This window comes from Pseudomonas sp. Pse1, assembly GCF_024519635.1.
In the GTDB taxonomy this organism is placed as follows: Bacteria; Pseudomonadota; Gammaproteobacteria; order Pseudomonadales; family Pseudomonadaceae; genus Aquipseudomonas.
The window spans coordinates 49,966-74,414 of sequence record NZ_JALJRO010000017.1; the positions used below are offsets into that span (position 1 = coordinate 49,966).

Annotated in this window: 24 protein-coding genes and 1 tRNA gene; 12 read left to right on the forward strand and 13 right to left on the reverse strand. The window is 60.6% G+C overall.

Annotated elements, in window-relative coordinates; all coding sequences use genetic code 11:
* Positions 1–28: 28 nt before the first annotated feature.
* From NR126_RS21750 to NR126_RS21770, 5 genes are all read right to left on the reverse strand, one after another.
* A tRNA-Phe gene (locus NR126_RS21750) sits at positions 29–104 on the reverse strand.
* Between the two features lie 103 nt (positions 105–207).
* Positions 208–480: an oxidative damage protection protein gene (locus tag NR126_RS21755; RefSeq protein WP_027617348.1), complete on the reverse strand. Its 273-nt coding sequence runs from the start codon at positions 478–480 to the stop codon at positions 208–210.
* Complete coding sequence (gene mutY, locus NR126_RS21760; RefSeq protein WP_256831306.1) at positions 477–1,544, reverse strand: A/G-specific adenine glycosylase; 1,068 nt, start codon at positions 1,542–1,544, stop codon at positions 477–479. Before mutY ends, NR126_RS21755 begins: the two co-directional genes overlap by 4 nt.
* A complete protein-coding gene (locus NR126_RS21765) occupies positions 1,541–3,778 on the reverse strand; it encodes an AsmA family protein (protein ID WP_256831308.1) in 2,238 nt (745 codons plus the stop codon). Before NR126_RS21765 ends, mutY begins: the two co-directional genes overlap by 4 nt.
* 84 nt (positions 3,779–3,862) lie before the next feature.
* Positions 3,863–4,261, reverse strand: a complete 399-nt coding sequence (locus NR126_RS21770; protein ID WP_105754079.1) for an acetyl-CoA sensor PanZ family protein — start codon at positions 4,259–4,261, stop codon at positions 3,863–3,865.
* Positions 4,262–4,535: 274 nt separating this feature from the next.
* Here NR126_RS21770 and NR126_RS21775 point away from each other — a divergent pair, with 274 nt between their 5' ends.
* The 7 genes from NR126_RS21775 (at position 4,536) to NR126_RS21805 (ending at position 10,343) form a co-directional block, all read left to right on the forward strand.
* A complete protein-coding gene (locus tag NR126_RS21775; protein WP_105754078.1) occupies positions 4,536–6,197 on the forward strand; it encodes an OFA family MFS transporter in 1,662 nt (553 codons plus the stop codon).
* 275 nt (positions 6,198–6,472) lie between these two features.
* Positions 6,473–7,066, forward strand: a complete 594-nt coding sequence (gene hisB, locus NR126_RS21780) for an imidazoleglycerol-phosphate dehydratase HisB (RefSeq protein WP_027617353.1) — start codon at positions 6,473–6,475, stop codon at positions 7,064–7,066.
* Positions 7,066–7,704 carry an imidazole glycerol phosphate synthase subunit HisH gene (hisH, locus tag NR126_RS21785; protein ID WP_027617354.1) on the forward strand — a complete coding sequence of 213 codons (639 nt, stop codon included), beginning with the start codon at positions 7,066–7,068 and terminating at the stop codon, positions 7,702–7,704. Before hisB ends, hisH begins: the two co-directional genes overlap by 1 nt.
* Positions 7,704–7,964, forward strand: coding sequence for a DUF2164 domain-containing protein (locus tag NR126_RS21790; protein ID WP_027617355.1), 261 nt, complete (start codon positions 7,704–7,706; stop codon positions 7,962–7,964). Before hisH ends, NR126_RS21790 begins: the two co-directional genes overlap by 1 nt.
* 40 nt (positions 7,965–8,004) lie before the next feature.
* Positions 8,005–8,742, forward strand: coding sequence for a 1-(5-phosphoribosyl)-5-[(5-phosphoribosylamino)methylideneamino]imidazole-4-carboxamide isomerase (hisA, locus tag NR126_RS21795; protein WP_027617356.1), 738 nt, complete (start codon positions 8,005–8,007; stop codon positions 8,740–8,742).
* 9 nt (positions 8,743–8,751) lie between these two features.
* Positions 8,752–9,522 carry an imidazole glycerol phosphate synthase subunit HisF gene (gene hisF / locus NR126_RS21800; RefSeq protein WP_027617357.1) on the forward strand — a complete coding sequence of 257 codons (771 nt, stop codon included), beginning with the start codon at positions 8,752–8,754 and terminating at the stop codon, positions 9,520–9,522.
* A 65-nt stretch (positions 9,523–9,587) separates the two neighbouring features.
* Entirely contained in the window at positions 9,588–10,343 is a 756-nt protein-coding gene (locus tag NR126_RS21805; protein WP_027617358.1) for an ABC transporter substrate-binding protein, read from the forward strand.
* Here NR126_RS21805 and NR126_RS21810 read toward each other — a convergent pair.
* The 4 genes from NR126_RS21810 to gpmI form a co-directional block, all read right to left on the reverse strand.
* Positions 10,340–11,119, reverse strand: a complete 780-nt coding sequence (locus NR126_RS21810) for a divergent polysaccharide deacetylase family protein (RefSeq protein WP_256831332.1) — start codon at positions 11,117–11,119, stop codon at positions 10,340–10,342. The genes NR126_RS21805 and NR126_RS21810 overlap by 4 nt on opposite strands.
* Before the next feature lies 1 nt (position 11,120).
* Positions 11,121–12,428: a S41 family peptidase gene (locus NR126_RS21815; protein ID WP_027617360.1), complete on the reverse strand. Its 1,308-nt coding sequence runs from the start codon at positions 12,426–12,428 to the stop codon at positions 11,121–11,123.
* 30 nt (positions 12,429–12,458) lie between these two features.
* On the reverse strand, positions 12,459–13,754 hold the full coding sequence (locus NR126_RS21820) for a murein hydrolase activator EnvC (RefSeq protein WP_027617361.1): 1,296 nt from the start codon (positions 13,752–13,754) through the stop codon (positions 12,459–12,461).
* Positions 13,755–13,919: 165 nt separating this feature from the next.
* Positions 13,920–15,449 (reverse strand): 2,3-bisphosphoglycerate-independent phosphoglycerate mutase, encoded by a 1,530-nt coding sequence (gene gpmI / locus NR126_RS21825; RefSeq protein ID WP_256831336.1) that lies wholly within the window; start codon positions 15,447–15,449, stop codon positions 13,920–13,922.
* Between the two features lie 156 nt (positions 15,450–15,605).
* On the opposite strand from gpmI, the gene NR126_RS21830 reads away from it, so the two are divergent.
* The 3 genes from NR126_RS21830 to secB are packed head-to-tail and all read left to right on the forward strand — an operon-like array spanning position 15,606 to position 16,808.
* Positions 15,606–16,019 (forward strand): rhodanese-like domain-containing protein, encoded by a 414-nt coding sequence (locus tag NR126_RS21830; protein WP_027617363.1) that lies wholly within the window; start codon positions 15,606–15,608, stop codon positions 16,017–16,019.
* Position 16,020: 1 nt separating this feature from the next.
* The gene (gene grxC, locus NR126_RS21835) at positions 16,021–16,275 is read left to right on the forward strand and encodes a glutaredoxin 3 (protein ID WP_027617364.1); all 255 of its coding nucleotides are present in this window, start codon (positions 16,021–16,023) and stop codon (positions 16,273–16,275) included.
* A 50-nt stretch (positions 16,276–16,325) separates the two neighbouring features.
* Entirely contained in the window at positions 16,326–16,808 is a 483-nt protein-coding gene (gene secB, locus NR126_RS21840; protein ID WP_027617365.1) for a protein-export chaperone SecB, read from the forward strand.
* A gap of 102 nt (positions 16,809–16,910) precedes the next feature.
* On the opposite strand, the gene NR126_RS21845 is transcribed toward secB, so the two are convergent.
* Entirely contained in the window at positions 16,911–17,366 is a 456-nt protein-coding gene (locus tag NR126_RS21845; protein WP_027617366.1) for a tRNA (cytidine(34)-2'-O)-methyltransferase, read from the reverse strand.
* Between NR126_RS21845 and NR126_RS21850 the strand changes: the two genes are divergently transcribed.
* On the forward strand, positions 17,365–17,805 hold the full coding sequence (locus NR126_RS21850) for a hypothetical protein (protein ID WP_256831340.1): 441 nt from the start codon (positions 17,365–17,367) through the stop codon (positions 17,803–17,805). The two genes, NR126_RS21845 and NR126_RS21850, sit on opposite strands and share 2 nt — an antisense overlap.
* 416 nt (positions 17,806–18,221) lie before the next feature.
* Here NR126_RS21850 and ntrC read toward each other — a convergent pair whose 3' ends face one another.
* From ntrC to glnA, 3 genes are all read right to left on the reverse strand, one after another.
* Positions 18,222–19,658 (reverse strand): nitrogen regulation protein NR(I), encoded by a 1,437-nt coding sequence (ntrC, locus tag NR126_RS21855; RefSeq protein WP_105754071.1) that lies wholly within the window; start codon positions 19,656–19,658, stop codon positions 18,222–18,224.
* The gene (gene glnL, locus NR126_RS21860; RefSeq protein ID WP_027617369.1) at positions 19,655–20,740 is read right to left on the reverse strand and encodes a nitrogen regulation protein NR(II); all 1,086 of its coding nucleotides are present in this window, start codon (positions 20,738–20,740) and stop codon (positions 19,655–19,657) included. Before glnL ends, ntrC begins: the two co-directional genes overlap by 4 nt.
* A gap of 433 nt (positions 20,741–21,173) precedes the next feature.
* Entirely contained in the window at positions 21,174–22,580 is a 1,407-nt protein-coding gene (glnA, locus tag NR126_RS21865; RefSeq protein WP_027617370.1) for a type I glutamate--ammonia ligase, read from the reverse strand.
* 332 nt (positions 22,581–22,912) lie between these two features.
* On the opposite strand from glnA, the gene thiI reads away from it, so the two are divergent.
* Positions 22,913–24,367: a tRNA uracil 4-sulfurtransferase ThiI gene (gene thiI / locus NR126_RS21870; RefSeq protein ID WP_027617371.1), complete on the forward strand. Its 1,455-nt coding sequence runs from the start codon at positions 22,913–22,915 to the stop codon at positions 24,365–24,367.
* The last annotated feature ends 82 nt before the right edge of the window (positions 24,368–24,449 follow it).

Genomic DNA, 24,449 nt, shown 5'->3' on the forward strand with positions numbered 1-24,449 from the left:
GATTTTGACACCACCTGAAATGAATAAGTGGTGCCCAGAGACGGAATCGAACCGCCGACACGGGGATTTTCAATCCCCTGCTCTACCGACTGAGCTATCTGGGCAACGGGGCGCATTAAACGGCTTTTTCAGGGGGTCGTCAAGCGGGTTTTCAGAAAAATTTTAATTTATTCCGTCGCTTACGATCCGACCCCCGATTTTGCGGGGTTATTCCACTGGTGGAACGTAGCCTTCGGCCTTGGCGTAATCTTCGCCCGAGAAGAACTTGTCCATCTCGCCCTGCAGGTATTTGCGGTCTTCAGCGTTCATCATGTTCAAACGCTTCTCGTTGATCAGCAGGGTCTGGTGTTTCTGCCAGTCGGCCCAAGCTTTCTGCGAGACGTGATCGAAAATGTCCTGGCCTTTGGCGCCCGGGAAGGGAGCGCGCTCCAGGCCCGGCAGTTCTTCTTGGTACTTGCGGCACATGATGGTGCGGGTCATGACGACTCTCCTGCGTTCAATACGTCGGCCGCGCGCTTCAGCAGTTTCTTCACCGGGGCGGCGAGGCCCAGGCGCGGCGGGGTGGCGAGGTTATACCAGAGCCAGTCGGCCTCGGCCACGTGCTGGCCGGCCTCGTGGACCTGAACCAGCCAGGGTTCGATAGCCAACTGGAAATGGCTGAAGGTGTGGACCAGGTTCGGCAGTTCGGTTTGCCTGCCCAGTTGCAGCGAATGTTGCAGGGCCAAGTGCTCGAGGTCGCCGAGGTCGTCCAGTTCCGGCAGGCTCCATAGGCCGCCCCAGAGACCGGTGGACGGGCGCCGGTAAAGCAGAATGGCGCCGTCGCGGTTGGCCAGCAACGGCATGAGGGTGCGCTTTTGCGGCACAGTCTTGCGCGGTTTGGGAATCGGGTAGCGGGTTTCCAGGCCCAGCAGGTGCGCCTCACAGCCCTTTTTCAGCGGGCACAGCAGGCAACTGGGTTTGCTGCGGGTGCAGAGGGTTGCGCCCATGTCCATCATCGCCTGGGTGTAGGCGTTGACGCGGTCTTGGGGAGTAAAGCGCTCTGCCGTGGCCCATAGCTGTTTGGCGACCTTCGGCTCGCCCGGGTAGCCCTCCTGTGCGGTGTAGCGCGCCAGCACCCGTTTGACGTTGCCGTCGAGGATCGGTGCGCGCAGGCCCATGCTCAGGCTGGCGATGGCGCCGGCGGTAGACAGGCCGATGCCCGGCAGCTCGGTGAGTTTTTCCACATCGCGGGGAAACTCGCCACCGTACTCGGCGACCACGATTTTTGCAGTCTTCTGCAGGTTGCGGGCGCGGGTGTAGTATCCCAGCCCGGTCCACAGGTGCAGCACCTCATCTTCCGGCGCCGCCGCCAGAGCCTCGACCGTGGGCAGCGAGGCCATGAAACGGTCGAAGTAGTTCAGCACGGTGCTGACCTGGGTCTGCTGCAACATGATCTCCGAGACCCACACCCGGTAGGGCGTGATGCCCTGCTGCCAAGGTAAATCATGGCGGCCGTGGCGGTCGTACCAATCAAGCACCGCCGTGGAAAATTGCTCGGCTCTCATCGTTTGAACAGCCCCTTGAGTGCGTCTTTGAGTTCTGGGCTGACCTTGTCACCAAGCTTCTCGTCGATTTTCTCGCTGAGCTTATCGTTAAGCTTGTCGCCCGCCATTTTGGCGGCGACCTGGCCGAGGCGTTCGTTGTCCAGGCGGCAGGCTTTGGCGCCAAGCTCCAGCGGGCCACGGCAGCGCAGTGGCCATTCGATGCCGACGAATTTATCACCGACCTGGCAGGCCGGATCAGGCATCTCGCGCTGGTCGCCTTCGACGATGATGCCGACGCGGTAATCCATGCCTAGCACGCGCAGATCGAGGTCGCCATTGCCGTTGACGGTCATGCCGGGAATACGCACTTTCAGGTCCGGGTTACTGGCCACGCCGTTACGCAAGGTCAGGTTGCCCTTGAGCTCCTGGAACGGCGTGTCCTTGCCGCGCGGTTCGCCGCTCAGGGTTTTGCGATTGAGGGTGGCGATGCCTTTGCACAACTGTTGTTCAAGATTGGCGTTGAGCAGCACGCCGTTGTTGATCACGAAGCTGGCGTTGCCGTTGAGGCTGTCGATCAGGGTTTTCTGGCTATTGCCGTTGGCGGTCAGGTTGCTGTTGAGCGTTACCAGCCCTTTGACCGGTGGATTCTTGCCCTGGCTTTCGAGGATTTTTTCCGCGGGTACCCGGCTGATCGCGGTCTGCATGCTCAGCGCCGGCACCGTCTGACGCACGTCGAGGGTGCCCTTGGCGTTGAACGTGCCGTTGTACAGCTCTCCACTGAGGTTCTGCAGAGTCAGCAGGCCGCCCTGACCCGTGGCCTTGAGCGCGGCGTTCTGGATCGGCAGTTTGTCCAGGGTCAGTTGGCCGAAGGTCAGCTCGGCATCCAGGTCGAGCTTGCTCAGGCGCTCGGTGGGGATCAGCTTGTCGGTGCTCCAGGCGCCTTTGGTCGGCGCATTCGGCAGCGGGGTGCTGCCAGCGCCGGCCATGGCGTCGGCCTCGGTGCTGCTGACTTCCGCCTGGCGGGCCACGGCAGCGCTGTTGGCCTCGGCGGATTTCGGTGGCAGGTAGCGATCAGCATTGAAGGTGTCGCCCTTGAGCTGCACGCGCAGCGCTTGCTTGGCGAAGTCTTCGACGGCGATGCGGCCGCTGAAGGTGCTGTCGTCGAGCTTCAGGTTGATATTGTCCAGCGCCACACTGGTTGGGGTCGCAGCGATGCGGCTGACCAGTTCGACTTTGCTCAGGCTGCCTTCGCCCATGGCCGGCAGTTTCTGCCCGATGCTGTCGACGAATTTCGCCAGGTCGAACTGGGCAATCGACAACGCGCCGCTGATTTGCGGGGTCTTGTCGAGGTCGTTGGCCTTTAGCTCGCCGAGGGCGCGCAACTGGTTGATCGACAGCTTGATGCCAGTCCATTCAGCGACGTTCGCCACTTTATCCACGGCAACTTGCCCTTGGGCGGAGAAGGTCACGGCCTTGCCTTCGAGTGGCTCGCCGGTCAGTTCGCCGGTGAGTTTCATGTCTTCGAATTTGTAGCGCTGCAGGGCGCGCTCGAAACGCAACTCGCCGTTCAGTTCACTGCGTACGCGCAGGGCCGGCTGGTTGCTGGAGAGGAAGGCGGTGAGCTTGACGTCGATATTGGTCGAGTCGTGCACCGGGCCGGTGCTCAACTGGATGCTTTCGGCGCTGAATTGCTTGCCGGTGCGCTCGTCGGTGTATTCCACGCGAGCGTTGTTGACGGTCAGGCTGTCGATGTCGAGGCGCATCGGCTGCGCGGGTTTTTCCGTGCTGGCGGGGGTCTCGCTGGTTGGTGCAGGGGTGCTCGCGGGCGTACCGGTGCTGTTCGCTACGGGAGCGGCTTTGCCGATGTCTTCCCAGTTGCCGTGGCCATCTTTGTCGCGATTCAGGCGCAGGTTCAGGCCTTCGACGCGCACGTCGCTCATCTGCACTTCACGGCGCAGCAGCGGCAATACGCGTACCGACAGGCCGAGCATTTGCAGGTCGGCGAAGGGCGCAGTGGGGTTGGCCAGGGTCGCGACACTGGCTTCGTGCAGTTCAAGACCGAGCCAGGGGAACAGGCTCCAGCCGATATCGCCATTGAGCGTCAGCTCGATGTGGGCCTTGTCGCGGGCAATCTGGCGAATCTCGTCTTTGTAGTCATTGGGGTCGAACAAGTGGGTCAGGGCAAAGCCCAGGGCCACAATGACCAGCAATAGCCCGAGAAGTACCAGACCCAGGATTTTGCCGAACGCTTTCATGGGCGAGTCCTTGTAGAGAGTCGAATTCGAAATTTAGCCGGGGAGTATAGCGCCCCGAAACTGACGACTGGTCAGCGATCACATTTACAGCAGGTCCAGCGGCAACTTGAGCTTGGCGGCCAGGGCCTGCGCCTCCAGGTGGCCGCCAGGGGCCAGCAGATGCAAGGTCGCGCCAGCGCGCTCGGCCATGTTGCGGGCCTCGCAGATCAGGCGCTCGGCCACCCCACGGCGTCGGGTCACTTTGCGTACGCACAGATGCGACAACTGCCACACGGGCGCCTGGCGGTCCAGTCGCGCGGCGCCCAGCAGGCGGTCGTTGAAGCGCCCGGCGATCAGGCTGCCGTCAGACAAGCTATCTTCAATCAGTTGACGTTCATCGGCGTAGGGCGCGAACAGCCACTGCGGGGCGTCCTGATAAATTTTCTGCAGATCCTGCTGATCCTGATAGCTGGGGCTGTGCAGCGATTCGACAACGATGGGCATGGGAATTCCTTGCAGAGAGCGATCCTGACTGTTCGCTCCAGGGTTAAAACGGTTTTTTGCCGGGTGATCGACGCAAATCACCTGAAAAAAGGCCTGATCGGTCAGGTTTTTCCAGGTCGGGCAAATGCTACCCTGCGGCCGTTCGTCGGTATCGCTGCGACCTGTTGTCGCGCAGAGAGTTGCTTCATTCGAAAAAACGGTCATGCCTGGTGTGCAACAAGGCCGGGAACGAGGTCAATCCGGCGAACCATACTAATAATTGGGGGAAACACAAATGAGCACGAGCACCGTGGCCGGCAATAGTGCCGCCGAACCGGCGTTCCTGTCCAAGGAGCGCATCATCGCCAAGCCCGGTTTCAACCGCTGGCTGGTTCCACCGGCCGCATTGGCCATCCACCTGTGCATCGGCATGGCCTATGGCTTCTCGGTCTTCTGGTTGCCGCTGTCCAAGGCGTTGGGCGTGACCGCGCCGATTGCGTGCGCGCCGGACATGAGCTTTATCGCGCAAGTTTTCTCATCGCAGTGCGACTGGCCGATCTCGATGCTCGGCTGGATCTACACGCTGTTCTTCATCTTCCTCGGTTGCTCGGCAGCCATCTGGGGCGGCTGGCTGGAGCACGCCGGACCGCGCAAGGCGGGTGTGGTGTCGGCGCTGTGCTGGTGCGGCGGCCTGCTGATTTCCGCGCTGGGTATCTATACCCACCAGATCTGGCTGATGTGGCTCGGCTCCGGCGTCATCGGCGGGATTGGCCTAGGCCTGGGCTACATTTCCCCGGTCTCGACCTTGATCAAATGGTTTCCGGACAAGCGCGGCATGGCCACCGGCATGGCGATCATGGGGTTCGGTGGTGGGGCCATGGTCGGCGCGCCGTTGGCGGCTGCCTTGATGAGCCATTTTGCTTCGCCAAGCGGTGTCGGCGTCTGGCAGAGCTTCCTGGTAATGGCGGCGATCTACCTGGTGTTCATGATTGGCGGTGCGATGTCCTACCGTGTTCCGCCGACCGGCTGGAAGCCTGAAGGCTGGACGCCGCCGGAGAAAAAAACCGCGAACGCGATGATCACTCATCGCCATGTCCACGTGAACGTCGCATGGAAAACCCCGCAGTTCCGCCTGGTCTGGCTGGTGTTGTGCCTGAACGTTTCGGCCGGTATCGGCATCCTCGGCATGGCTTCGCCGCTGCTGCAAGAGGTGTTCGGCGGCAAGCTGCTGGGCAATGACTTGCCTTTCGGTGCGCTGGATGCCGGACAATTGGCGTCGATTGCGGCGATCGCGGCGGGCTTCACAGGCTTGCTGAGCCTGTTCAACATCGGCGGGCGCTTCTTCTGGGCGTCGTTTTCCGACTACCTGGGACGAAAAAATACCTACTTCGTGTTCTTCGCCCTGGGTTTTGCCCTCTATGCGTTGATCCCGAATCTCGGGCACCTGGGTAACGTTTCACTGTTTGTCGCGGCGTTCTGCATCATCCTCTCGATGTACGGCGGCGGTTTTGCCACCGTGCCGGCCTACCTCGCCGACCTGTTCGGTACGCAAATGGTCGGTGCCATTCACGGTCGTTTGCTTACCGCCTGGGCCGCAGCCGGTGTACTCGGCCCGGTGCTGGTGAACTACCTGCGTGAGTATCAGTTGAGCATCGGCGTTGAGCGTGCGGCGGCCTATGACATCACTCTGTACATCCTCGCCGGCCTGCTGGTGCTCGGGTTCCTGTGCAATCTGCTGGTGCGGCCGGTGGCCGACAAGTACTTCATGACCGACGCCGAACTCGCCGCCGAACAGGCGCTGGGCCACGACAAGGGCGCCAACAGCAGCACCGTGCTGGAGTGGAAAGCCTCTTCGGGCAGCGTGCCGTTGGCGGTGGCGGCCTGGCTGGCGGTGGGGATTCCGCTGGCGTGGGGGATCTGGGTGACGTTGCAGAAGACGGCAGTGTTGTTCCACTAACACCGCTTCCCTTGTGTAGGAGCGAGCCTGCTCGCGAAGGCGGTCTGACAATCGACGGCGATGTTGAATGTGAGGTCCCCTTCGCGAGCAGGCTCGCTCCCACAGTAGTTTTGTGCAGTGGTTTGAAAACATGGCCGACATGTCTTGTATGGACATGTCTATCCCCGCAAATACGGGCTTCTATCCGTCAGCCATCTCACCTCGCATGTTTCTGTTTCCCGCCCGCACGCCTATACTGGCTGCCTTTTTCGCCCAATGATTTTGCGGAGCTGGTGATGGCCGAACGTATTGCCTCCGTCGAGCGCGACACTCTGGAAACCCAGATCAAAGCCTCGATCAACCTGGATGGCACCGGAAAGGCCCGATTTGATATCGGTGTACCTTTTCTTGAGCACATGCTGGACCAGATCGCCCGTCACGGGCTGATCGACCTGGATATCGAGAGCAAGGGCGACCTGCATATCGACGATCACCACACCGTGGAAGACGTCGGTATCACCCTGGGCCAAGCCTTCAGCAAAGCCATTGGCGACAAGAAAGGCATCCGTCGTTATGGCCACGCCTATGTGCCGCTCGACGAAGCGCTGTCACGCGTGGTGATCGACTTCTCCGGCCGGCCAGGCCTGCAGATGCACGTTCCCTACACTCGCGCGACCGTTGGTGGCTTCGACGTGGACTTGTTCCAGGAGTTCTTCCAGGGCTTCGTCAACCACGCTAACGTCACCCTGCACATCGACAATCTGCGTGGGCACAACACCCACCACCAGATCGAAACCGTGTTCAAGGCTTTCGGCCGCGCCCTGCGCATGGCCGTCGAGCTGGATGACCGCATGGCCGGGCAAATGCCCTCGACCAAGGGCGTCCTGTAATGCAGACCGTTGCGGTAATCGATTACGGCATGGGTAACCTGCACTCGGTGGCCAAGGCGTTGGAACACGTCGGTGCCGGCAAGGTGCTGATTACCAGCGATGCCAGCGTGATTCGCGAAGCCGACCGGGTGGTCTTCCCCGGTGTCGGCGCGATTCGCGACTGCATGGCTGAGATTCGTCGCCTGGGCTTCGACTCGCTGGTCCGTGAAGTCAGCCAGGATCGTCCGTTCCTCGGCATCTGTGTGGGCATGCAAGCCTTGCTCGATCACAGTGAAGAGAACGACGGAGTTGACTGCATCGGCCTGTTCCCGGGTCAGGTGAAGTTTTTCGGCAAAGACCTGCACGAAGACGGTGAACACCTGAAAGTCCCGCACATGGGCTGGAACGAAGTGCAGCAGACGGTGGATCACCCGCTGTGGCACAACATTCCTGACCTGGCGCGCTTTTACTTCGTGCACAGCTACTACATCGCCGCCGGTAATCCGCGCCAGGTGGTGGGTGGCGGTCACTACGGCCAGAATTTCGCCGCCGCACTGGCTGAAGGCTCGCGCTTCGCCGTGCAGTTCCACCCGGAGAAGAGCCATTCCCACGGCCTGCAGTTGCTGCAGAACTTCGCCGCGTGGGACGGTCGCTGGTAATGGCGGTCAAGAAGTCAAAGCCGCCGATCCTGCGGCTCACCGCCGAGCAGGAGAACGAGGCCAACAGCAAGATCAAGCGGTTCATGGAGGACCGCTTCGAACTCGACCTCGGTACGTTCGAGGCGGCTGAGATTCTTGAGCTGTTTACCCGCGAAATTGCTCCGCACTATTACAACAGGGCGATTTTCGATGTGCAGACGCACCTCAAAGAGAGGTTTGAAAGCATCGAAAGCGACCTGTGGGCGCTCGAAAAAAACTGATTTCGAGCAACGCTGAAAAATCGAATTGAAGGTTTGCCAGATGCTGATTATTCCCGCTATCGATCTTAAAGACGGTGCCTGTGTACGTCTGCGCCAGGGCCGTATGGAAGATTCCACGGTGTTCTCCGATGACCCGGTGAGCATGGCCGCCAAATGGGTGGAGGGCGGCTGCCGTCGTCTGCATCTGGTCGACCTGAACGGCGCCTTCGAAGGCCAGCCAGTCAACGGCGAAGTCGTCACTGCGATCGCCAAGCGCTACCCGAACCTGCCGATCCAGATCGGCGGCGGTATCCGCTCCCTGGAAACCATCGAGCACTACGTGAAAGCGGGTGTGAGCTACGTGATCATCGGCACCAAGGCCGTGAAAGATCCTGCGTTCGTCGCCGAAGCTTGCCGCGCGTTTCCGGGCAAAATCATCGTGGGTCTGGATGCCAAAGACGGTTTTGTCGCCACCGACGGCTGGGCTGAAATCAGCACCATCCAGGTGATCGACCTGGCCAAGCAGTTTGAAGCCGACGGCGTCTCTTCGATTGTTTATACCGACATCGCCAAAGACGGCATGATGCAGGGCTGCAACGTACCGTTCACCGCCGCACTGGCTGCTGCAACAAAGATCCCGGTGATCGCTTCCGGCGGCATCCACAACCTGGGCGACATCAAGACCCTGCTCGACGCCAAGGCGCCCGGTATCATCGGCGCTATCACCGGCCGTGCGATCTACGAAGGCACTCTCGACGTCGCCGAGGCGCAAGCCTTCTGCGATTCGTACAAAGGCTGAGGACTGACCATGGCGCTGGCCAAACGCATCATCCCTTGCCTGGACGTAGACAACGGCCGGGTGGTCAAGGGTGTGAAATTCGAGAACATTCGTGACGCCGGCGACCCGGTGGAAATTGCCCGTCGCTACGATGAGCAGGGTGCCGACGAGATTACTTTTCTCGACATCACCGCCAGCGTCGACGGCCGCGATACCACGCTGCACACCGTCGAGCGCATGGCCAGCCAGGTGTTCATCCCGCTGACCGTCGGCGGTGGCGTACGCACCGTGCAGGACATTCGCAACCTGCTCAATGCCGGTGCGGACAAGGTCTCGATCAACACCGCGGCAGTGTTCAACCCGGAATTCGTCGGCGAAGCCGCTCAGCATTTCGGCTCGCAGTGCATCGTGGTCGCCATCGACGCCAAGAAAGTCTCGTTGCCGGGCGAAACCCCGCGCTGGGAGATCTTCACCCATGGCGGACGCAAACCTACCGGGCTGGATGCGGTGGAGTGGGCGAAGAAGATGGAAGGCTTGGGGGCCGGTGAGATCCTGCTGACCAGCATGGATCAAGATGGCATGAAAAGCGGCTTCGACCTGGGCGTGACCCGTGCCATCAGCGACGCGCTGGGCATTCCGGTCATCGCCTCCGGCGGCGTTGGCAACCTGCAGCACCTGGCCGACGGCATCCTCGAAGGTCACGCCAGTGCAGTACTGGCGGCCAGTATCTTCCACTTCGGTGAGTACACCGTGCCGGAAGCGAAGGCCTACATGGCGGCACGCGGGATCGTGGTTCGCTAAAGGCCAGTGGACAGCATGGCGGGCTCAAGGCAAGCTTGGGCACGCCATGGATTCCGGTAGCCGACATGCTCAGACGCCTTTTCCTCGTTCTCGCCAGTGCTTCATTGCTGTTATCCAGCCCTGTACGCGCAGCGGAAAACATCAACACCGACCTGGTGTTGCTGACGGAAAACTTCCCGCCTTACAACATGGCGAAGAACGGCAAGAACTTCGCTCAGGACGAGAATATCGACGGCATTGCCGTGGACATCGTCCGGGAAATGTTCAAACGCACCGACCTTACCTACAGTCTGACCCTGCGTTTTCCCTGGGAGCGTGTCTATAAACTCGCCCTGGAAAACCCCGGCTACGGCGCATTCGTCATGGCACGCCTGCCGGATCGCGAAAGTTTGTTCAAATGGGTCGGCCCCATTGGCCCGGACGACTGGATCCTGCTTGCCAGGGCTGACAGCAAGATCACCCTCGAATCGCTGCAACAGGCGCGCAAGTACAAGATCGGCGCCTACAAAGGCGATGCGATTGCGCAAACCCTGGCCAAGCAGGGGCTCAAACCCATTGTGGTGCTGCGCGATCAGGACAACGCCAAGAAGCTGGTCAATGGCCAGATTGACCTGTGGGCCACCGGTGATCCGGCTGGCCGTTATCTGGCACGCCAGGACGGCGTGACCGGGCTGAAGACGGTGCTGCGCTTCAATAGCGCGCAGTTGTACCTGGCGCTGAACAAGGAGGTGTCCGATGAGACCGTCGCCAAGCTGCAGGCCGCGCTGGACAAGTTGCGTGAGGAAGGCGTGGTGGACGACATCATGGCACGCTATCTCTAGCGGTAACGCCCATCCTTGCCATGCCCGGCCATTGCCTGGTTGCTGCGCAGGCTGATCATCGATTTGATATCAATCCACTCGACGCCCTGGGCCTTGAGTCGGGGCAGCTCGCGCTCCAGCACCGCCAGCGTTTGCGGGTAAGGGTGGCCGATCATCACTGCCGAGCCCTGTTTGCGCGCCAGGCTGATGGCGGTCTGCAGTTGATCGAGGATCGCCGCCTCCGTACGCACATCATCGAGAAACACATCCCGCGACAGGCTGGCAAGGCCGATCTTCTGGGCCTCGGCGGCAGCGACGGTCTGGGCGCTGGTGCGGCTGTCGAGGAAGAACTTGTGGCGCCGCTGCAGTTCGGCCATCAGCCAGGCCATGGCCGGGCGCTGGGCAGTCATGCGGCTGCCCATGTGGTTGTTGATGCCCGCCGTATAGGGTACGGCCTTGAACGCCGCATCCAGGCGACTCTGCAATGCTTCGATGGGCAGTTCGGGGTGCCAGGCGAACGGGCCGGTGGCCGGGTCCATGGGCATGTGCAGGATGACAATCTTGCCGGCGCGGTGCGCCTCGCGGGCGAATTCGGCGGCGTGGGGGGTGTCGGGCATGATCGCGGTCGTCACCGGGCCGGGCAGGCTCAGCACGCGACGATCCCGGGGCAGGTTCTGTCCCAGGTCGTCGATGATCAGGCTCAGGTAGGCCTTGTGCGTGGGGGAAGCCTGGGCCAGGGTCGCATGGACGACGCTGGCCAGACAGCACAACAGACAGAGGATGCCGCGCAAACCCATCTCAGCGGCTACGGGTGATGCTCAGGCCCTTGAGCAGGCTCAGCGCCTGGGCCAACTGATAGTCATCATCCTGTGGCATCGGCTTGGCCTTGCCGCCCGAACCGCTTGGCTTGTCGGCGCCGCCGTTGCCATTGCCCAAGTGACCTTGCAGGTCGGCTTCCTTGAAGTACTCGCTGTCTTGCTCGTTGGTGATCTTCGCCCGGCGCACTTCGATGTCCGGGACGATGCCCTGGGCCTGGATCGAGCGTCCGTTCGGTGTGAAGTACAGCGCCGTGGTGATTTTCAGTGCGCGGTCGTTGTTCAGCGGCAGTACGGTTTGTACCGAGCCCTTGCCGAAACTGGTGGTACCCATGACCACTGCGCGTTTCTGGTCCTGCAGGGCGCCGGCGACGATTTCCGAGGCCGAGGCGCTGCCACCGTTGATCAGCACCACCATCGGTACGGCTTCGCTTTCGTCCTTGCCGGTGGCGGAGAAGCGCAGCTCGGAGTTGGCAATACGGCCCTTGGTGTAGACGATCAGGCCTTTGGTGATGAAGTGGTCGACCACCTCCACCGCCGATTGCAGGACGCCGCCCGGGTTGTTGCGCAGATCGAGCACGATGCCGCTGAGCTTCTTGCCGTTTTCCTTGCGCAGCTTGGCCAGGGCCTGGGACACCTCGTCACCGGTCTTGACCTGGAACTGGGTGATGCGGATGTAACCGTAGCCCGATTCCAGCAACTGAGCCTTGACGCTCTTGACCTGGATGGTCGCGCGGGCCAGCGTCACGTCGAACGGATTGCCACCGTCACGCACCAGGGTCAGGGTGATTTTTTCGCCGATCTTGCCGCGCATGCGGTCCACGGCTTCGGTCAGGCTCTGGCCGCGGGTGGGCTGGCCGTTGATCTTGACGATGAAGTCACCGGCCTGAATGCCGGCCTTGGATGCAGGCGTGTCGTCGATTGGCGAGACCACCTTGATGAAGCCGTCTTCGGAGCCGACTTCGATGCCCAGGCCACCGAACTCGCCGCTGGTGCTTTCCTGCAGCTCGGCGAAGTCTTCCGGGCCCAGATAGGCGGAGTGCGGATCGAGGTTGCTGAGCATGCCCTTGATGGCATTTTCCAGCAGGGTCTTGTCGTCGACCGGTTCAACATAAGCTGCCTTGATCCGGTCCATGACCTCGGCAAAGGTACGCAACTCGTCCAGCGGCAATGGCGCCTTGGTGGTCGCGGCCGAGGTCGATGAGGCGGGCTCGGCGGCAAACGCCAGCGGCGCGCCGATCACCAGGGCGATCGTCAGGGCCAGTGAATTGAGGCGGGACAAATGCAGCATGTCGAACGAACTCCTGAGTTAGGTGGCGCCCTATCCTTGCGCGCGACACCATTGTGCCGGATCACTTGGGTGACCCTGCTGACGAATAGCGAAATACAGGGCGGGCGTGTCCTGGCCGCCGCTGTTACCGACCGTGGAGATGGACTCCCCGGCCTTGACCACATCGCCCGCTGACTTGAGCAGCGTCTGATTGTGGCCGTACAAGCTCAAATAACCGTTGCCATGGTCGAGAATCACCAGCAGACCGGCACCGCGCAACCAATCGGCAAAGACCACGCGACCGCCATGCACAGCATGCACCTGGCTGCCGGCGGAGGCGCTGATCATCACCCCGTCCCACTTGGTGCGGGCGTCATCGCCGCGGGTCTCGCCAAAGCGTGCAAGCAATCGACCATCAACCGGCCACGGAAGTTTTCCCCGAGTTGCCGAAAAAGCCCCGCCGAAGGTTTCGCCTGAGCTGGAAACCAGTGCGCCAGGTGTTGGTCGGGTGATTTTGCGTGGGGCATCAGACGTGGCATCCGCCGCGGCCTGGGCCTCACGTAAACGCTTTTTTTCCGCTTCCTGCTGGGCGATCAGCGCTTTCTGTCGCGCTTCTTCCGCCTCTCGGGCCTGGCGGGCCAGGGTTTCCTCGATGGTCTTGAGTACTTTAGACAGATCGGCCTGATCCTGCTCGCGGGCTTGCAGCTTCTGGTCGCGGTCTTTTACGTCAGTGTTGAGCTTGGCCAGCACCAGCTGACGTTCCTTGCGCACTTTGTCGAGTTCATCGCGCTGGCTGTCGAGGCTGCTTTTCTGTACCAGCAATTGGGCTTGCTGCTGGTTGATTTCCTGCTCGACATTGGCCAGTTGACTCAGGGTTTCGTTGAAATTCTTCAGCTGCTCCAGGCGGGCCTGGCTCAGGTAGTCGTAGTAGGTGAGGGTGCGGGCGAATTTCTCGGGGTTCTGCTGGTTGAGCAGCAGCTTGAGGTATTCCTGACGGCCGTTCTGGTAGGCCGCTCGGGCCTGGGTGGCGATCAGTTGTTGCTGTTCAGTGCGCGCGCTCTGGAGTTTTTTTTTCTCGGCATCGAGTCGCTGCAACTCGGATTCGCTTTTCTGCAGCTCTTTTTGCAGGGCATCAACCTGCTTCTCGAGCTTGCCCATCTCGGTTTCGGTGCCCTTGAGGTCTTTCTGCACACCGGATTTTTCTTCCTGCAGCTTGCCCAGCAGCTTTTTCAGCTCGGCAATATCCTGACGCGTGGCGTCCAACTGTTGTTGGGTTTGCGCGCGCTCGTCAGCGAAGGCCGGTTGGAGCAGGCAGGTCAGAGCGAGGGCTATCAGGACGCGGAGCATAGAGGTGGGTAACACCAGGGGAAAAAAGACAGCTTAGTATGCCCGCCATGGACGGCAAAAAAAATGCCCTTTTCCGAGTGTGTGATAACTGGATGGAAAAACCCCATGAACACCTGTAGGAGCGAGCCTGCTCCGGGCGGCTCGCTCCTACAGGGGGGCTTGCGGTTAGACGAGGATCGATTTACCCGTCATTTCCGCCGGCTGCTCCAGGCCCAGCAGCTTGAGCATGGTCGGTGCCACGTCCGCCAGGACGCCGCCTTCGCGGACCTTGAGGTCACGCTTGCCGTAGTAGATGAACGGTACCGGCTCGGTGGTGTGGGCGGTGTGGGCCTGGCCGGTGGATTCGTCGGACATTTGCTCGACGTTACCGTGGTCGGCGGTGATCAGCGCTTCGCCGCCGACTTTCTCCAGGGCATCGACGATTCGGCCGACGCACAGGTCCAGGCATTCCACAGCCTTCACTGCGGCGGAGAACACGCCGCTGTGGCCGACCATGTCGCCGTTGGCGTAGTTGACCACGATCACGTCATAACGCTGGTTTTCGATGGCGTCGACGATGCGGTCGGTGACTTCAGGGGCGCTCATCTCCGGCTGCAGGTCGTAGGTGGCGACTTTTGGCGAAGGGATGAGGATGCGCTCTTCACCCGGGAACGGTTCTTCGCGGCCACCGGAGAAGAAGAAGGTCACGTGGGCATACTTTTCGGTCTCAGCGATGCGCAGCTGGGTCTTGCCGTTCTTTGCCAGATAGTCGCCCAGCACGTTTTCCAGGCTGCCCGGGGCAAAAGCCGAGGGTGCAGGAATGCTGGCAGCGTATTGGGTGAGCATGACGAAGCCGGCCAGCTTTGGCTGACGCGCACGCTCGAACTCGCTGAAGTTGTCTTCGACGAACACCCGGCTCAGCTCGCGAGCGCGGTCGGCGCGGAAGTTCATGAACACCATGGCGTCGCCGTCTTCAACCGTGACTGTGTCGCCAATGGTCGTGGCTTTGACGAATTCGTCGCTCTCGCCGCGCTCGTAGGCGGCTTGCAGGCCTTCCTGAGCGGTTGCAGCGTGGAATTCACCCTTGCCGTCGACGATCAGGTTGTAGGCCTGGGCAACGCGATCCCAGCGGTTGTCGCGGTCCATGGCGAAGTAACGGCCAATCAGGCTGGCGATCCGGCCCTTGCCCAGGGTCTTGAAGGCTTCATCCAGCAGTTCGATCGACGACTGGGCGCTTTTTGGCGGCGTGTCGCGACCGTCGAGGAAGGCGTGCAGATAGACCTTCTCGGCGCCGCGCTTGACTGCCAGTTCGGCCATGGCGATCAGGTGATCCTGGTGGCTATGCACGCCGCCATCGGACAGCAAGCCCATGAAATGCACGGCCTTGCCGGCGGCAACGGCCTTGTCCACGGCGGCGCAGATGGTCGGGTTCTCGAAGAACTCGCCGTCGCGGATCGCCTTGGTCACGCGGGTGAAGTCCTGGTACACCACGCGGCCCGCGCCAAGGTTCATGTGGCCGACTTCCGAGTTGCCCATCTGCCCGTCCGGCAGGCCGACATCCATGCCCGAACCCGAGATCAGGCCATTCGGAACGGTGGCGCACAGGCGATCGAGGACCGGCTTGTTGGCCGCGAACACGGCATTGGACTCCTGGTTCTCACTGTGACCGAAGCCGTCAAGAATCATCAGGACCAAAGGTTTAGGCGTGGTAGTCATAGATTCCGCTCTGGCTTGAGTTAAAAAAGGGGGCGATGGAAAAAGGGAGTGGCAGTTTAAAGGCAAGTTCCTTCCACGTCACCGCCGGACGGGGTTTGGCCGACCATAGTGGCTGTGTATACTGGCCGACATTTTAACGCCCTGGAACCTCCTTCGATGGTTGCTCACCTGATTGAATTTGCCACTAATCACTATCTGCTCGTCGGTATCTTCGTGGTACTGCTGGGCCTGTTGATCGCTTACCAGATGCAAGGTGGCGGCCGCAGCCTGAGCACCGGCGAACTGACCGCGCTGGTCAACAAGGATTCGGGTGTGGTGATCGACATTCGTTCGACCAAGGATTTCGCCGCCGGCCACATCGTTGGCGCGCTGAACATCCCGCACGACAAGCTGACTGCCCGCGTTGGCGAGCTGGAAAAGCACAAGGCCAAGACCCTTATCCTGGTGGACGCCATGGGTCAGACCGCCGGCACTCACGCTCGCGAACTGCTCAAGGCCGGCTTTACCGCGGCCAAACTGTCCGGCGGTATCTCCAGCTGGAAAGCCGACAACCTGCCGCTGGTGAAGTGATATGGCCAAGGTCGTCGTCTACTCCAGCGATTACTGCCCCTACTGCTCGCGAGCCAAGTACCTGCTTGAGAACAAGGGCGTAGCCTTCGAAGAGATCAAGGTCGATGGCAAGCCGCAAGTGCGCGCCGAAATGGCCCAGAAGGCGGGGCGTACGTCGGTGCCACAGATCTGGATCGGCAGCACCCACGTCGGTGGTTGCGATGATTTGTTTGCCATGGACCGCGCGGGCAAGCTCGACGCGCTGCTCAAGGCCTGAGCTACACGATAAGCCAACCTAAAAGACCCCTGGATCAAGAAGGATCTGCGATGACTGACCAACAGAACACCGCTGCTACAGAAGAAGAAAATGCACCGCAATTCTCCTTGCAGCGCATCTACGTACGTGACCTGTCATTCGAAGCCCCGAAAAGCCCGGCGATCTTCCGCCAGCAATGGGAGCCGAGCGTCGGTCTGGACCTGAACACCCGTCAGAAAGCTCTGGAAGACGACTTCCATGAAGTGGTGCTGACCCTGTCGGTGACCGTGAAGAACGGTGACGAGGTGGCGTTCATCGCTGAAGTCCAGCAGGCCGGTATCTTCCTGATCAAGAACCTCGACCAGGGTTCGATGAGCCACACCCTTGGCGCGTTCTGCCCGAATATCCTGTTCCCGTACGCTCGCGAAGCCCTGGACAGTCTGGTGACCCGCGGCTCGTTCCCGGCACTGATGCTGGCTCCGGTGAACTTCGATGCGCTGTATGCGCAGGAAGTGCAGCGTATGCAGCAGGAAGGCACGCAGACCGTTCAATAAACGGCGCGGCTGACACCATCGCGGGCGAGCCCGCTCCCACAGGCTTGTGCAAAACCTGTGGGAGCGGGCTCGCCCGCGATTGTTTTGGTCCGGCGAAAAAGCTTACTTGAAGCCCAGCTGGCGCCAACCTTCATACACCGCGACCGCTACGGTATTCGACAGGTTCAGGCTGCGGCAGCCCTCACGCATGGGCAGGCGCAGGCGATGGCCGGCGGGCAGGGCGTCGAGCACTTCGGCAGGCAGCCCACGGCTTTCCGGGCCGAACAGGAACGCATCGCCCTCGGCGAAGCTGACGTCGTGGAAGGGTTGCGAGCCCTTTGTGGTGAAGGCGAACACCCGCGGCTGGCCCAGGCTTTCCAGGCAGCTGGCGAGATCGGCATGGCGCTGCAACGTGGCGTACTCGTGGTAGTCGAGGCCGGCCCGGCGCAGGCGCTTGTCATCCATCTCGAAGCCCAGAGGCTCGATCAAATGCAGGTGGCAGCCGCTGTTGGCACAGAGCCTGATAACGTTGCCGGTATTCGGTGGAATTTCCGGTTGAAAAAGGATGACGTGAAACATGCACGGCTCCGAAGGTAAAGACAGGCGGCATTCTACGCCTGAAGTGGACTTGCGATCGAAGCTATTCCCGCGGGTGATCGGTTCGTTGGCGATTGTCGGGGTGATGGTGGGCCTGATGATCGGCCGCCTGACCACGCCGGAACCGACTGAGTTGCAGCAGGTCGACGTGATGGACGATGGCTTGGTGGTGTGGTTCAACAATGAACCCAAGATTCACGGCGAGCAGATCGACGGGACGGTGGCGCTGCTGTTCGATGCGCAGGGCAAGTCCGCCAAGGGACAGCTCAAGCTCAATCAGCGTGACGTGAATTGGCGAGTGCGCAAGAGTGACCAGGGGTTGTTGCTGACGCTGGTGGCGGCCCGTCCGCTGAAGGGCAAATGGGCCGGCAGCGAGGAGGATGATCGCTGGCGGTTGGAGATCCATCTCCAGGAGCAATAAAAGAGGGAATCCCCGGCCTGCCTGTACCAAGGTCCCCAAAACGGGAGGGGGTTGCATCTTGCGTCGCAAGCCCCGGTGTAAAGAGGGGAATCCTCGGCCTGCCTGTACCAAGGTCCCCGAAACTGGGTAGTGATGGAGTTATTGCAGGGCGCGTGCCAGAACGCTCACGTTGTGCAAAAAAATTTCAGATAAAAGCGCAAAGCCCCGGAGTACGGGGCTTTTGGGTTTGAAGATCTTCGAGTTGGGTGGCGTTGTCGGAGGGGTTTCAGTTCAACTGCCGTGCGCGATTGCGGTTCGCGGTGCATTGATGCGGTGCATGGCTTTTTGTTTTCGCTGGCAAGCCAGCGAAGGGATCATCAGCGACACCGCATCAACTTCCTTCGCCGGCAAGCCAGCTCCTACACAGGGGCCCTCATTCAGCCCTCATCCGCCTCGTCATCATCCCCGCCATCGACCTTCATCCCCAGCTCCTTGATCTTGCGGGTCAAGGTGTTGCGGCCCCAGCCCAGCAGTACGGCAGCATCGCGGCGGCGGCCAGCGGTGTGCTTGAGGGCGGTTTCGATCATGATTCGCTCGAAGGCCGGGACGGCGCTGTCGAGCAGGCTCGACTGGCCGCGGGCCAAAGCCTGGTCGGCCCATTGGCGCAAGGCCTGTTCCCAGTTGGTGACCGGTGCAGAATCCTGCGGCAGGTTCAGCAGTTCCGGTGGCAGGTCGCTGATATGCACTTCGCGACCCGAAGCCATCACCGTGATCCAGCGGCAAGTGTTCTCCAGCTGGCGCACGTTGCCGCCCCAAGGCAGGTTCTTCAGGTATTCCTCGGTTTCGTTTTTCAGCAGCTTCGGTTCGACCGCCAACTCCTGTGCGGCCCGGGCCAGGAAGTGCTTGGCCAGGGTCGGAATGTCTTCACGACGGTCCGACAGGCGCGGAATATGGATGCGAATCACGTTCAGGCGATGGAACAAGTCTTCACGGAATTTGCCGGCGTGCACCAGGGTTTCCAGGTTCTGGTGGGTCGCGGCGATGATTCGTACATCGACTTTGACTGGCACATGGCCGCCAACGCGGTAGAACTCGCCATCAGCCAGCACCCGCAGCAAACGGGTCTGGGTGTCTGCCGGCATGTCGCCGATCTCATCGAGGAACAGGGTGCCGCCGTCCGCCTGTTCAAAGCGCCCGCGCCGCAGGTTGGCAGCGCCGGTGAATGCGCCTTTCTCGTGACCGAACAGCTCGGACTCCATCAGGTCCTTGGGAATCGCCGCCATGTTCAGGGCGATGAACGGCGAGGCCGCACGCGGGCTGTGGCGGTGCAGGGCATGGGCGACCAGCTCTTTGCCGGTGCCGGATTCACCATTGATCAGCACGGTGATGTTGGAGTGGCTCAAGCGCCCGATGGCGCGAAACACTTCCTGCATCGCCGGCGCTTCGCCGATGATTTCCGGGGTGCGGGTCAGGGTCGGGGCCACTTCCAGGCCTTGCTGTTCCTGGGCGTGCTGATTGGCGCGCTTGACCAGCGATACCGCTTCGTCGACGTCGAAGGGCTTGGGCAGGTATTCGAAGGCGCCACCCTGGTAGGACGCGACAGCGCTATCCAGATCGGAGTGAGCGGTCATGATGATCACTGGCAACCGTGGGTGCTGCTCGCGAATCCGCGCCAGCAGGTCCAGGCCGCTGGCGCCGGGCATGCGGATGTCGGAAATGATCACGTCCGGTTGCTGGCGCGCCAGGCGACTCATCACGCCATCGGCGCTGTCGAAGCTCTGGGTGGTCATGCCTTCCTGTTGCAGGGCTTTTTCCAGGACCCAACGGATAGAACGGTCGTCATCGACGATCCACACGGTTTCACTACGGCTCATGTCGATGTGGCTCCTTGTTCCAGTGGCAGAAAGATCGAGAACGTGGTGTGGCCTGGGTGGCTGTCACACTCGATCAGGCCCTGGTGCTGGCTGATGATGTTCTGGGTAATGGCCAGGCCCAGCCCGGTACCGTCCGGACGGCCGCTGACCATGGGAAAGAAGATGGTTTCCTGCAGGTCCGCGGGAATGCCCGGACCGTTGTCGATAATCTCGATCTTGGTCACCAGGCGATGGCGCACATGGCCGATGGTGAATTGGCGCATGGCCCGTGAGCGCAGGGTGATGCGGCCCAGGCGCAGTTCGTTCTGGCTGCTGATGGCCTGCATCGCGTTGCGCACGATATTGAGCACCGCCTGGATCATCTGCTCGCGGTCGATCAACACGTCTGGAATGCTCGGGTCGTAGTCGCGCACCAGCGTGATGCAGCCTTGGCTTTCCGCCTCGACGAGGCTGCAGACGCGCTCCAGCACTTCGTGAATGTTGCACATGGCCAGCGATGGCAGCTTGTTCGAGCCGAGCATGCGATCCACCAGGTTACGCAGGCGATCGGCTTCCTCGATGATGACGTTGGTGTAGTCCTTGAGACTTTCTTCGGGCAGTTCGCGCGCCAGCAGCTGTGCGGCGCCCCGAATCCCGCCCAATGGATTCTTGATTTCGTGGGCCAGGCCGCGCACCAGCATTTTGCTGGTTTCCTGCTTGGACAGTTGCGCCTCTTCCTTGGTAATGCGCAGCAGCCGGTCCCGTGGGTGGACTTCAAGCAATAACAGCGTGGCGCCATTGCTGAGGATCGGCGTGACCGCGTAATCGACTGTCAGGGTCTGGCCGGTCAGGGCGGTAAGCAGGGCTTCGCGCTTGGTGAACGGGTGCGCCTGCTCGACTGCCTGGCGCAGCGAGTTCAGGGCTTCGGTCGACTCGGTGAACAGTTCGCTGATGAACTGCCCATGACTGCGCTGGCCGCTGATGGCCAGGAGCATTTCCGCCGCCGGGTTCATGTACTCAAGGCGCAGATCGGCATTGAGCAGGATGGTAGCGGTCGTCAGGTTGTCGAGTAGCAAGCGGTGCAGTGCGTCGCTGATGGTCATTAGGACCTCTTTTGGAGCAGTCGCGCGCGAGAAAAAAGCGCTGTTACAAAGAAAATGCAAAAACCAAACCAAGGCTCCGAAAAGAAGCAGTTAGCCCTCTGAAATGGGCGTTTCAGGTTCATTTACGTGGCGTTTTGCTACCTCCGTAAAGCATTGATGAACCAAAATGGGTTTCAAGGTGTTAGCCAGTGCAACCTATCGCACCAATATAGTGCGCAAAGCTGAACGGCGCTTCCATTGATTGGATGACGTCGACTGCAGGACGTTTCGCGAAAGGGGGGAGAAGCTTACTGATTGGGTCTTGCTCTGGCTGCCAGATGCAGCTGTGAATACCGCAGGCGCGGCAGGTTCGCTGCGTCGGAACTTTCCATAAAAAAAGGCCTTCCGAAGAAGGCCTCTTTCAAGTCACGCCGCGAGTGCTGGCGTTACTGGATTAGCAGCTGTAGTACAGCTCGTATTCCAGTGGGTGCACGAAGGTGCGCACTTTGATTTCTTCTTCGCTTTTCAGGGCGATGTAGGCGTCGATGAAGTCATCGGAGAACACGCCGCCTTTGGTCAGGAACGCACGACCTTTGTCCAGCTCTTCCAGGGCTTCTTTCAGGCTGCCGCAAACTTGTGGGATCTCTTTCGCCTCTTCAGGCGGCAGGTCGTACAGGTTTTTGTCAGCTGCATCGCCAGGGTGGATCTTGTTCTGGATGCCGTCCAGGCCAGCCATCAGCAGTGCGGCGAAGCACAGGTATGGGTTGGCAGCTGGATCCGGGAAGCGTGCTTCGATACGGCGGGCTTTCGGGCTCGACACGTAAGGAATACGGATCGAAGCGGAACGGTTGCGAGCCGAGTAGGCCAGCATTACCGGAGCTTCGAAGCCTGGTACCAGACGCTTGTAGGAGTTGGTCGCCGGGTTGGTGAAGCCGTTCAGCGCCTTACCGTGCTTGATGATACCGCCGATGAAGTACAGGGCGGTGTCGGACAGGCCGGCATAACCTTCGCCTGCAAAGGTGTTCTTGCCATCTTTCCAGATGGACATGTGAACGTGCATGCCCGAACCGTTATCACCGTACAGTGGCTTCGGCATGAAGGTAGCGGTGCGGCCGTAGGCGTCGGCAACGTTGTGCACCACGTACTTCAGGGTTTGGGTCTCGTCGGCTTTCTTCACCAGGGTGTTGAATTTGACGCCGATTTCGTTCTGGCCAGCAGTCGCCACTTCGTGGTGGTGAACTTCAACGGTCAGGCCCATTTCTTCCAGTGCGTTGCACATGGAGGTACGGATTTCGTGGTCGTGGTCGAACGGCGGAACTGGGAAGTAGCCGCCTTTGACGCCTGGACGGTGGCCTTTGTTGCCGCCTTCCACGTCCTGGTCGGACATCCACGAACCTTGTTCGGAGTAGATTTTGAACATCGAGCCGGAGATGTCCGACTTGAACTTGACCTGGTCGAAGATGAAGAACTCTGGCTCTGGACCGGCGAATACGGTGTCACCGATGGCGGTGGCCTTCAGGTACTCTTCGGCGCGCTTGGCGATCGCACGTGGGTCGCGGTCGTAACCTTGCATGCTCGAAGGTTCGATGATGTCGCAGACCAGGATCAGGGTCGGCTCTTCGGTGAACGGGTCCAGGACAGCAGTGTCATCAACCGGCATCAGGATCATGTCGGAGGCTTCGATGCCTTTCCAGCCAGCAATGGAGGAACCGTCGAACATCTTGCCGACTTCGAAGAAGTCGTCTTCCAGCGCATCGCGAGCCGGCATGGTCACGTGGTGCTGAGTGCCTTTGGTGTCCGTGAAGCGCAGATCAATCCATTTAACGTCATGATCTTTGATGAGTTGAACCGACTTCGACATAGTGTCCTCCGGGTGGCTTCGGGCTTGAGTAGTGGATGCCCTAAGTAATGTGGGTGATGCCGGCGCGAATACTCTGCCAAGGCAACCTGCCTCACAAGAGAGCAAATTGCATGCCAGTGCCCCAGCATGGGTTTTTCGCCCCAAAATCACCCTTATAAAGGTGCAAACGGCCTGAATCGGCAAAAACGCGCCCTCTAATGTAGCGCGCAAAGGTGCAAATGAACCGTTTTGGTGCATTGCAAACCTGATGCAGATTAATTGGTTAAACCTTGAGCAATTTCCGCTATAATCCGCGCCCCCCTTTTTCGGCTGGCCCAGCGCGCGCTGTTTTCATGAAACTAATCGTAAAAGTCTTCCCCGAGATCACCATCAAAAGCCGCCCGGTACGGATGCGTTTCATCCGTCAGTTGGCCAAGAACATCCGTGCCGTGCTCCGTGACCTGGACCCGGCCGTGGTGGTGAACGGCGTGTGGGACAACCTCGAACTGGAAACCCACGTTACTGACCCCAAAGCCCTGAAGGACATGACCGAGCGCCTGAGCTGCACGCCGGGCGTCGCACACTTCCTGCAGATCGACGAGTACCCGCTGGGTGACTTCGACGACATCGTCGCCAAGTGCAAGCAGCACTACGGCGATGCCCTGGCCGGGAAGATTTTTTCGGTACGTTGCAAGCGTGCCGGCAAGCACCCGTTCAGCTCGATCGACGTCGAGAAATATGTCGGCAGCCAGTTGCGCCGTCAGTGCGGCGCTGCCGGGATTGACCTGAAAAAGCCGGAAATCGAAGTCCGAATCGAAGTTCGCGACCAACGGTTGTTCGTCATTCACAGCCAGCACAACGGCATCGGCGGCTATCCATTGGGCGCGCTGGAGCAGACCCTGGTGTTGATGTCCGGCGGTTTCGACTCCACTGTCGCGGCCTACCAGATCATGCGCCGCGGCCTGATGGCGCATTTCTGCTTCTTCAACCTGGGTGGTCGTGCCCACGAATTGGGCGTGATGGAAGTCGCGCATTTCATCTGGAAGAAGTACGGCAGCTCGCAACGCGTGTTATTTGTCAGTGTGCCGTTCGAGGAAGTGCTCGGCGAAATTCTCGGCAAAGTCGATAACAGTCATATGGGCGTAGTATTGAAGCGTATGATGTTGCGCGCTTCCGAACGAATCGCCGACCGCCTGCACATTGATGCGCTGGTCACTGGCGAGGCGATCTCCCAAGTGTCGAGCCAGACGCTGCCGAACCTGAACGTGATCGATTGCGTGACCGACAAGCTGGTGCTGCGCCCGCTGATCGCCAGTCACAAGCAGGACATCATCGATACCGCCATCGAGATTGGCACCGCCGATTTCGCCCGGCACATGCCGGAGTACTGCGGGGTCATTTCGGTGAACCCGAAGACCGCTGCCAAACGCCATCGCGTTGAGCACGAAGAGAAAGAATTCGACATGGCGGTCCTTGAGCGAGCGCTCGAGAACGCCAAGCTGGTGCCAATCGATCGGGTGATCGACGAATTGGGCCAGGACTTGCAGATTGAAGAAGTCAGCGAAGCGCTGGCCGGTCAGATCGTCATCGACATCCGTCACCCGGATGCGGCCGAGGATGACCCGCTGGCGCTGGCTGGCGTCGAGGTACAAACGATGCCGTTTTATGCACTGAACGCTCGTTTCAAGGAACTGGACCCTACTCGCCAGTACCTGCTGTATTGCGACAAAGGCGTGATGAGTCGCCTGCATGCCCACCATTTGCTCAGTGAGGGGCATGCCAATGTGCGCGTTTATCGACCGAGCTAAGAGCCCGGGGCTGTTTGCCTGTGGCCTGCGTCACCGGCCCCCCGACTCTGCCGTCAAGCTGTAACGGCATGGCCTGACTCTA

Bases quoted from the DNA above. Each gene is read 5' to 3' on its own strand.
- NR126_RS21755 (WP_027617348.1), bottom strand. From the start codon at position 480: ATGACCCGCACCATCATGTGCCGCAAGTACCAAGAAGAACTGCCGGGC.
- mutY (WP_256831306.1), bottom strand. From the start codon at position 1,544: ATGAGAGCCGAGCAATTTTCCACGGCGGTGCTTGATTGGTACGACCGC.
- NR126_RS21765 (WP_256831308.1), bottom strand. From the start codon at position 3,778: ATGAAAGCGTTCGGCAAAATCCTGGGTCTGGTACTTCTCGGGCTATTG.
- NR126_RS21770 (WP_105754079.1), bottom strand. From the start codon at position 4,261: ATGCCCATCGTTGTCGAATCGCTGCACAGCCCCAGCTATCAGGATCAG.
- NR126_RS21775 (WP_105754078.1), top strand. From the start codon at position 4,536: ATGAGCACGAGCACCGTGGCCGGCAATAGTGCCGCCGAACCGGCGTTC.
- hisB (WP_027617353.1), top strand. From the start codon at position 6,473: ATGGCCGAACGTATTGCCTCCGTCGAGCGCGACACTCTGGAAACCCAG.
- hisH (WP_027617354.1), top strand. From the start codon at position 7,066: ATGCAGACCGTTGCGGTAATCGATTACGGCATGGGTAACCTGCACTCG.
- NR126_RS21790 (WP_027617355.1), top strand. From the start codon at position 7,704: ATGGCGGTCAAGAAGTCAAAGCCGCCGATCCTGCGGCTCACCGCCGAG.
- hisA (WP_027617356.1), top strand. From the start codon at position 8,005: ATGCTGATTATTCCCGCTATCGATCTTAAAGACGGTGCCTGTGTACGT.
- hisF (WP_027617357.1), top strand. From the start codon at position 8,752: ATGGCGCTGGCCAAACGCATCATCCCTTGCCTGGACGTAGACAACGGC.
- NR126_RS21805 (WP_027617358.1), top strand. From the start codon at position 9,588: ATGCTCAGACGCCTTTTCCTCGTTCTCGCCAGTGCTTCATTGCTGTTA.
- NR126_RS21810 (WP_256831332.1), bottom strand. From the start codon at position 11,119: ATGGGTTTGCGCGGCATCCTCTGTCTGTTGTGCTGTCTGGCCAGCGTC.
- NR126_RS21815 (WP_027617360.1), bottom strand. From the start codon at position 12,428: ATGCTGCATTTGTCCCGCCTCAATTCACTGGCCCTGACGATCGCCCTG.
- NR126_RS21820 (WP_027617361.1), bottom strand. From the start codon at position 13,754: ATGCTCCGCGTCCTGATAGCCCTCGCTCTGACCTGCCTGCTCCAACCG.
- gpmI (WP_256831336.1), bottom strand. From the start codon at position 15,449: ATGACTACCACGCCTAAACCTTTGGTCCTGATGATTCTTGACGGCTTC.
- NR126_RS21830 (WP_027617363.1), top strand. From the start codon at position 15,606: ATGGTTGCTCACCTGATTGAATTTGCCACTAATCACTATCTGCTCGTC.
- grxC (WP_027617364.1), top strand. From the start codon at position 16,021: ATGGCCAAGGTCGTCGTCTACTCCAGCGATTACTGCCCCTACTGCTCG.
- secB (WP_027617365.1), top strand. From the start codon at position 16,326: ATGACTGACCAACAGAACACCGCTGCTACAGAAGAAGAAAATGCACCG.
- NR126_RS21850 (WP_256831340.1), top strand. From the start codon at position 17,365: ATGCACGGCTCCGAAGGTAAAGACAGGCGGCATTCTACGCCTGAAGTG.
- NR126_RS21845 (WP_027617366.1), bottom strand. From the start codon at position 17,366: ATGTTTCACGTCATCCTTTTTCAACCGGAAATTCCACCGAATACCGGC.
- ntrC (WP_105754071.1), bottom strand. From the start codon at position 19,658: ATGAGCCGTAGTGAAACCGTGTGGATCGTCGATGACGACCGTTCTATC.
- glnL (WP_027617369.1), bottom strand. From the start codon at position 20,740: ATGACCATCAGCGACGCACTGCACCGCTTGCTACTCGACAACCTGACG.
- glnA (WP_027617370.1), bottom strand. From the start codon at position 22,580: ATGTCGAAGTCGGTTCAACTCATCAAAGATCATGACGTTAAATGGATT.
- thiI (WP_027617371.1), top strand. From the start codon at position 22,913: ATGAAACTAATCGTAAAAGTCTTCCCCGAGATCACCATCAAAAGCCGC.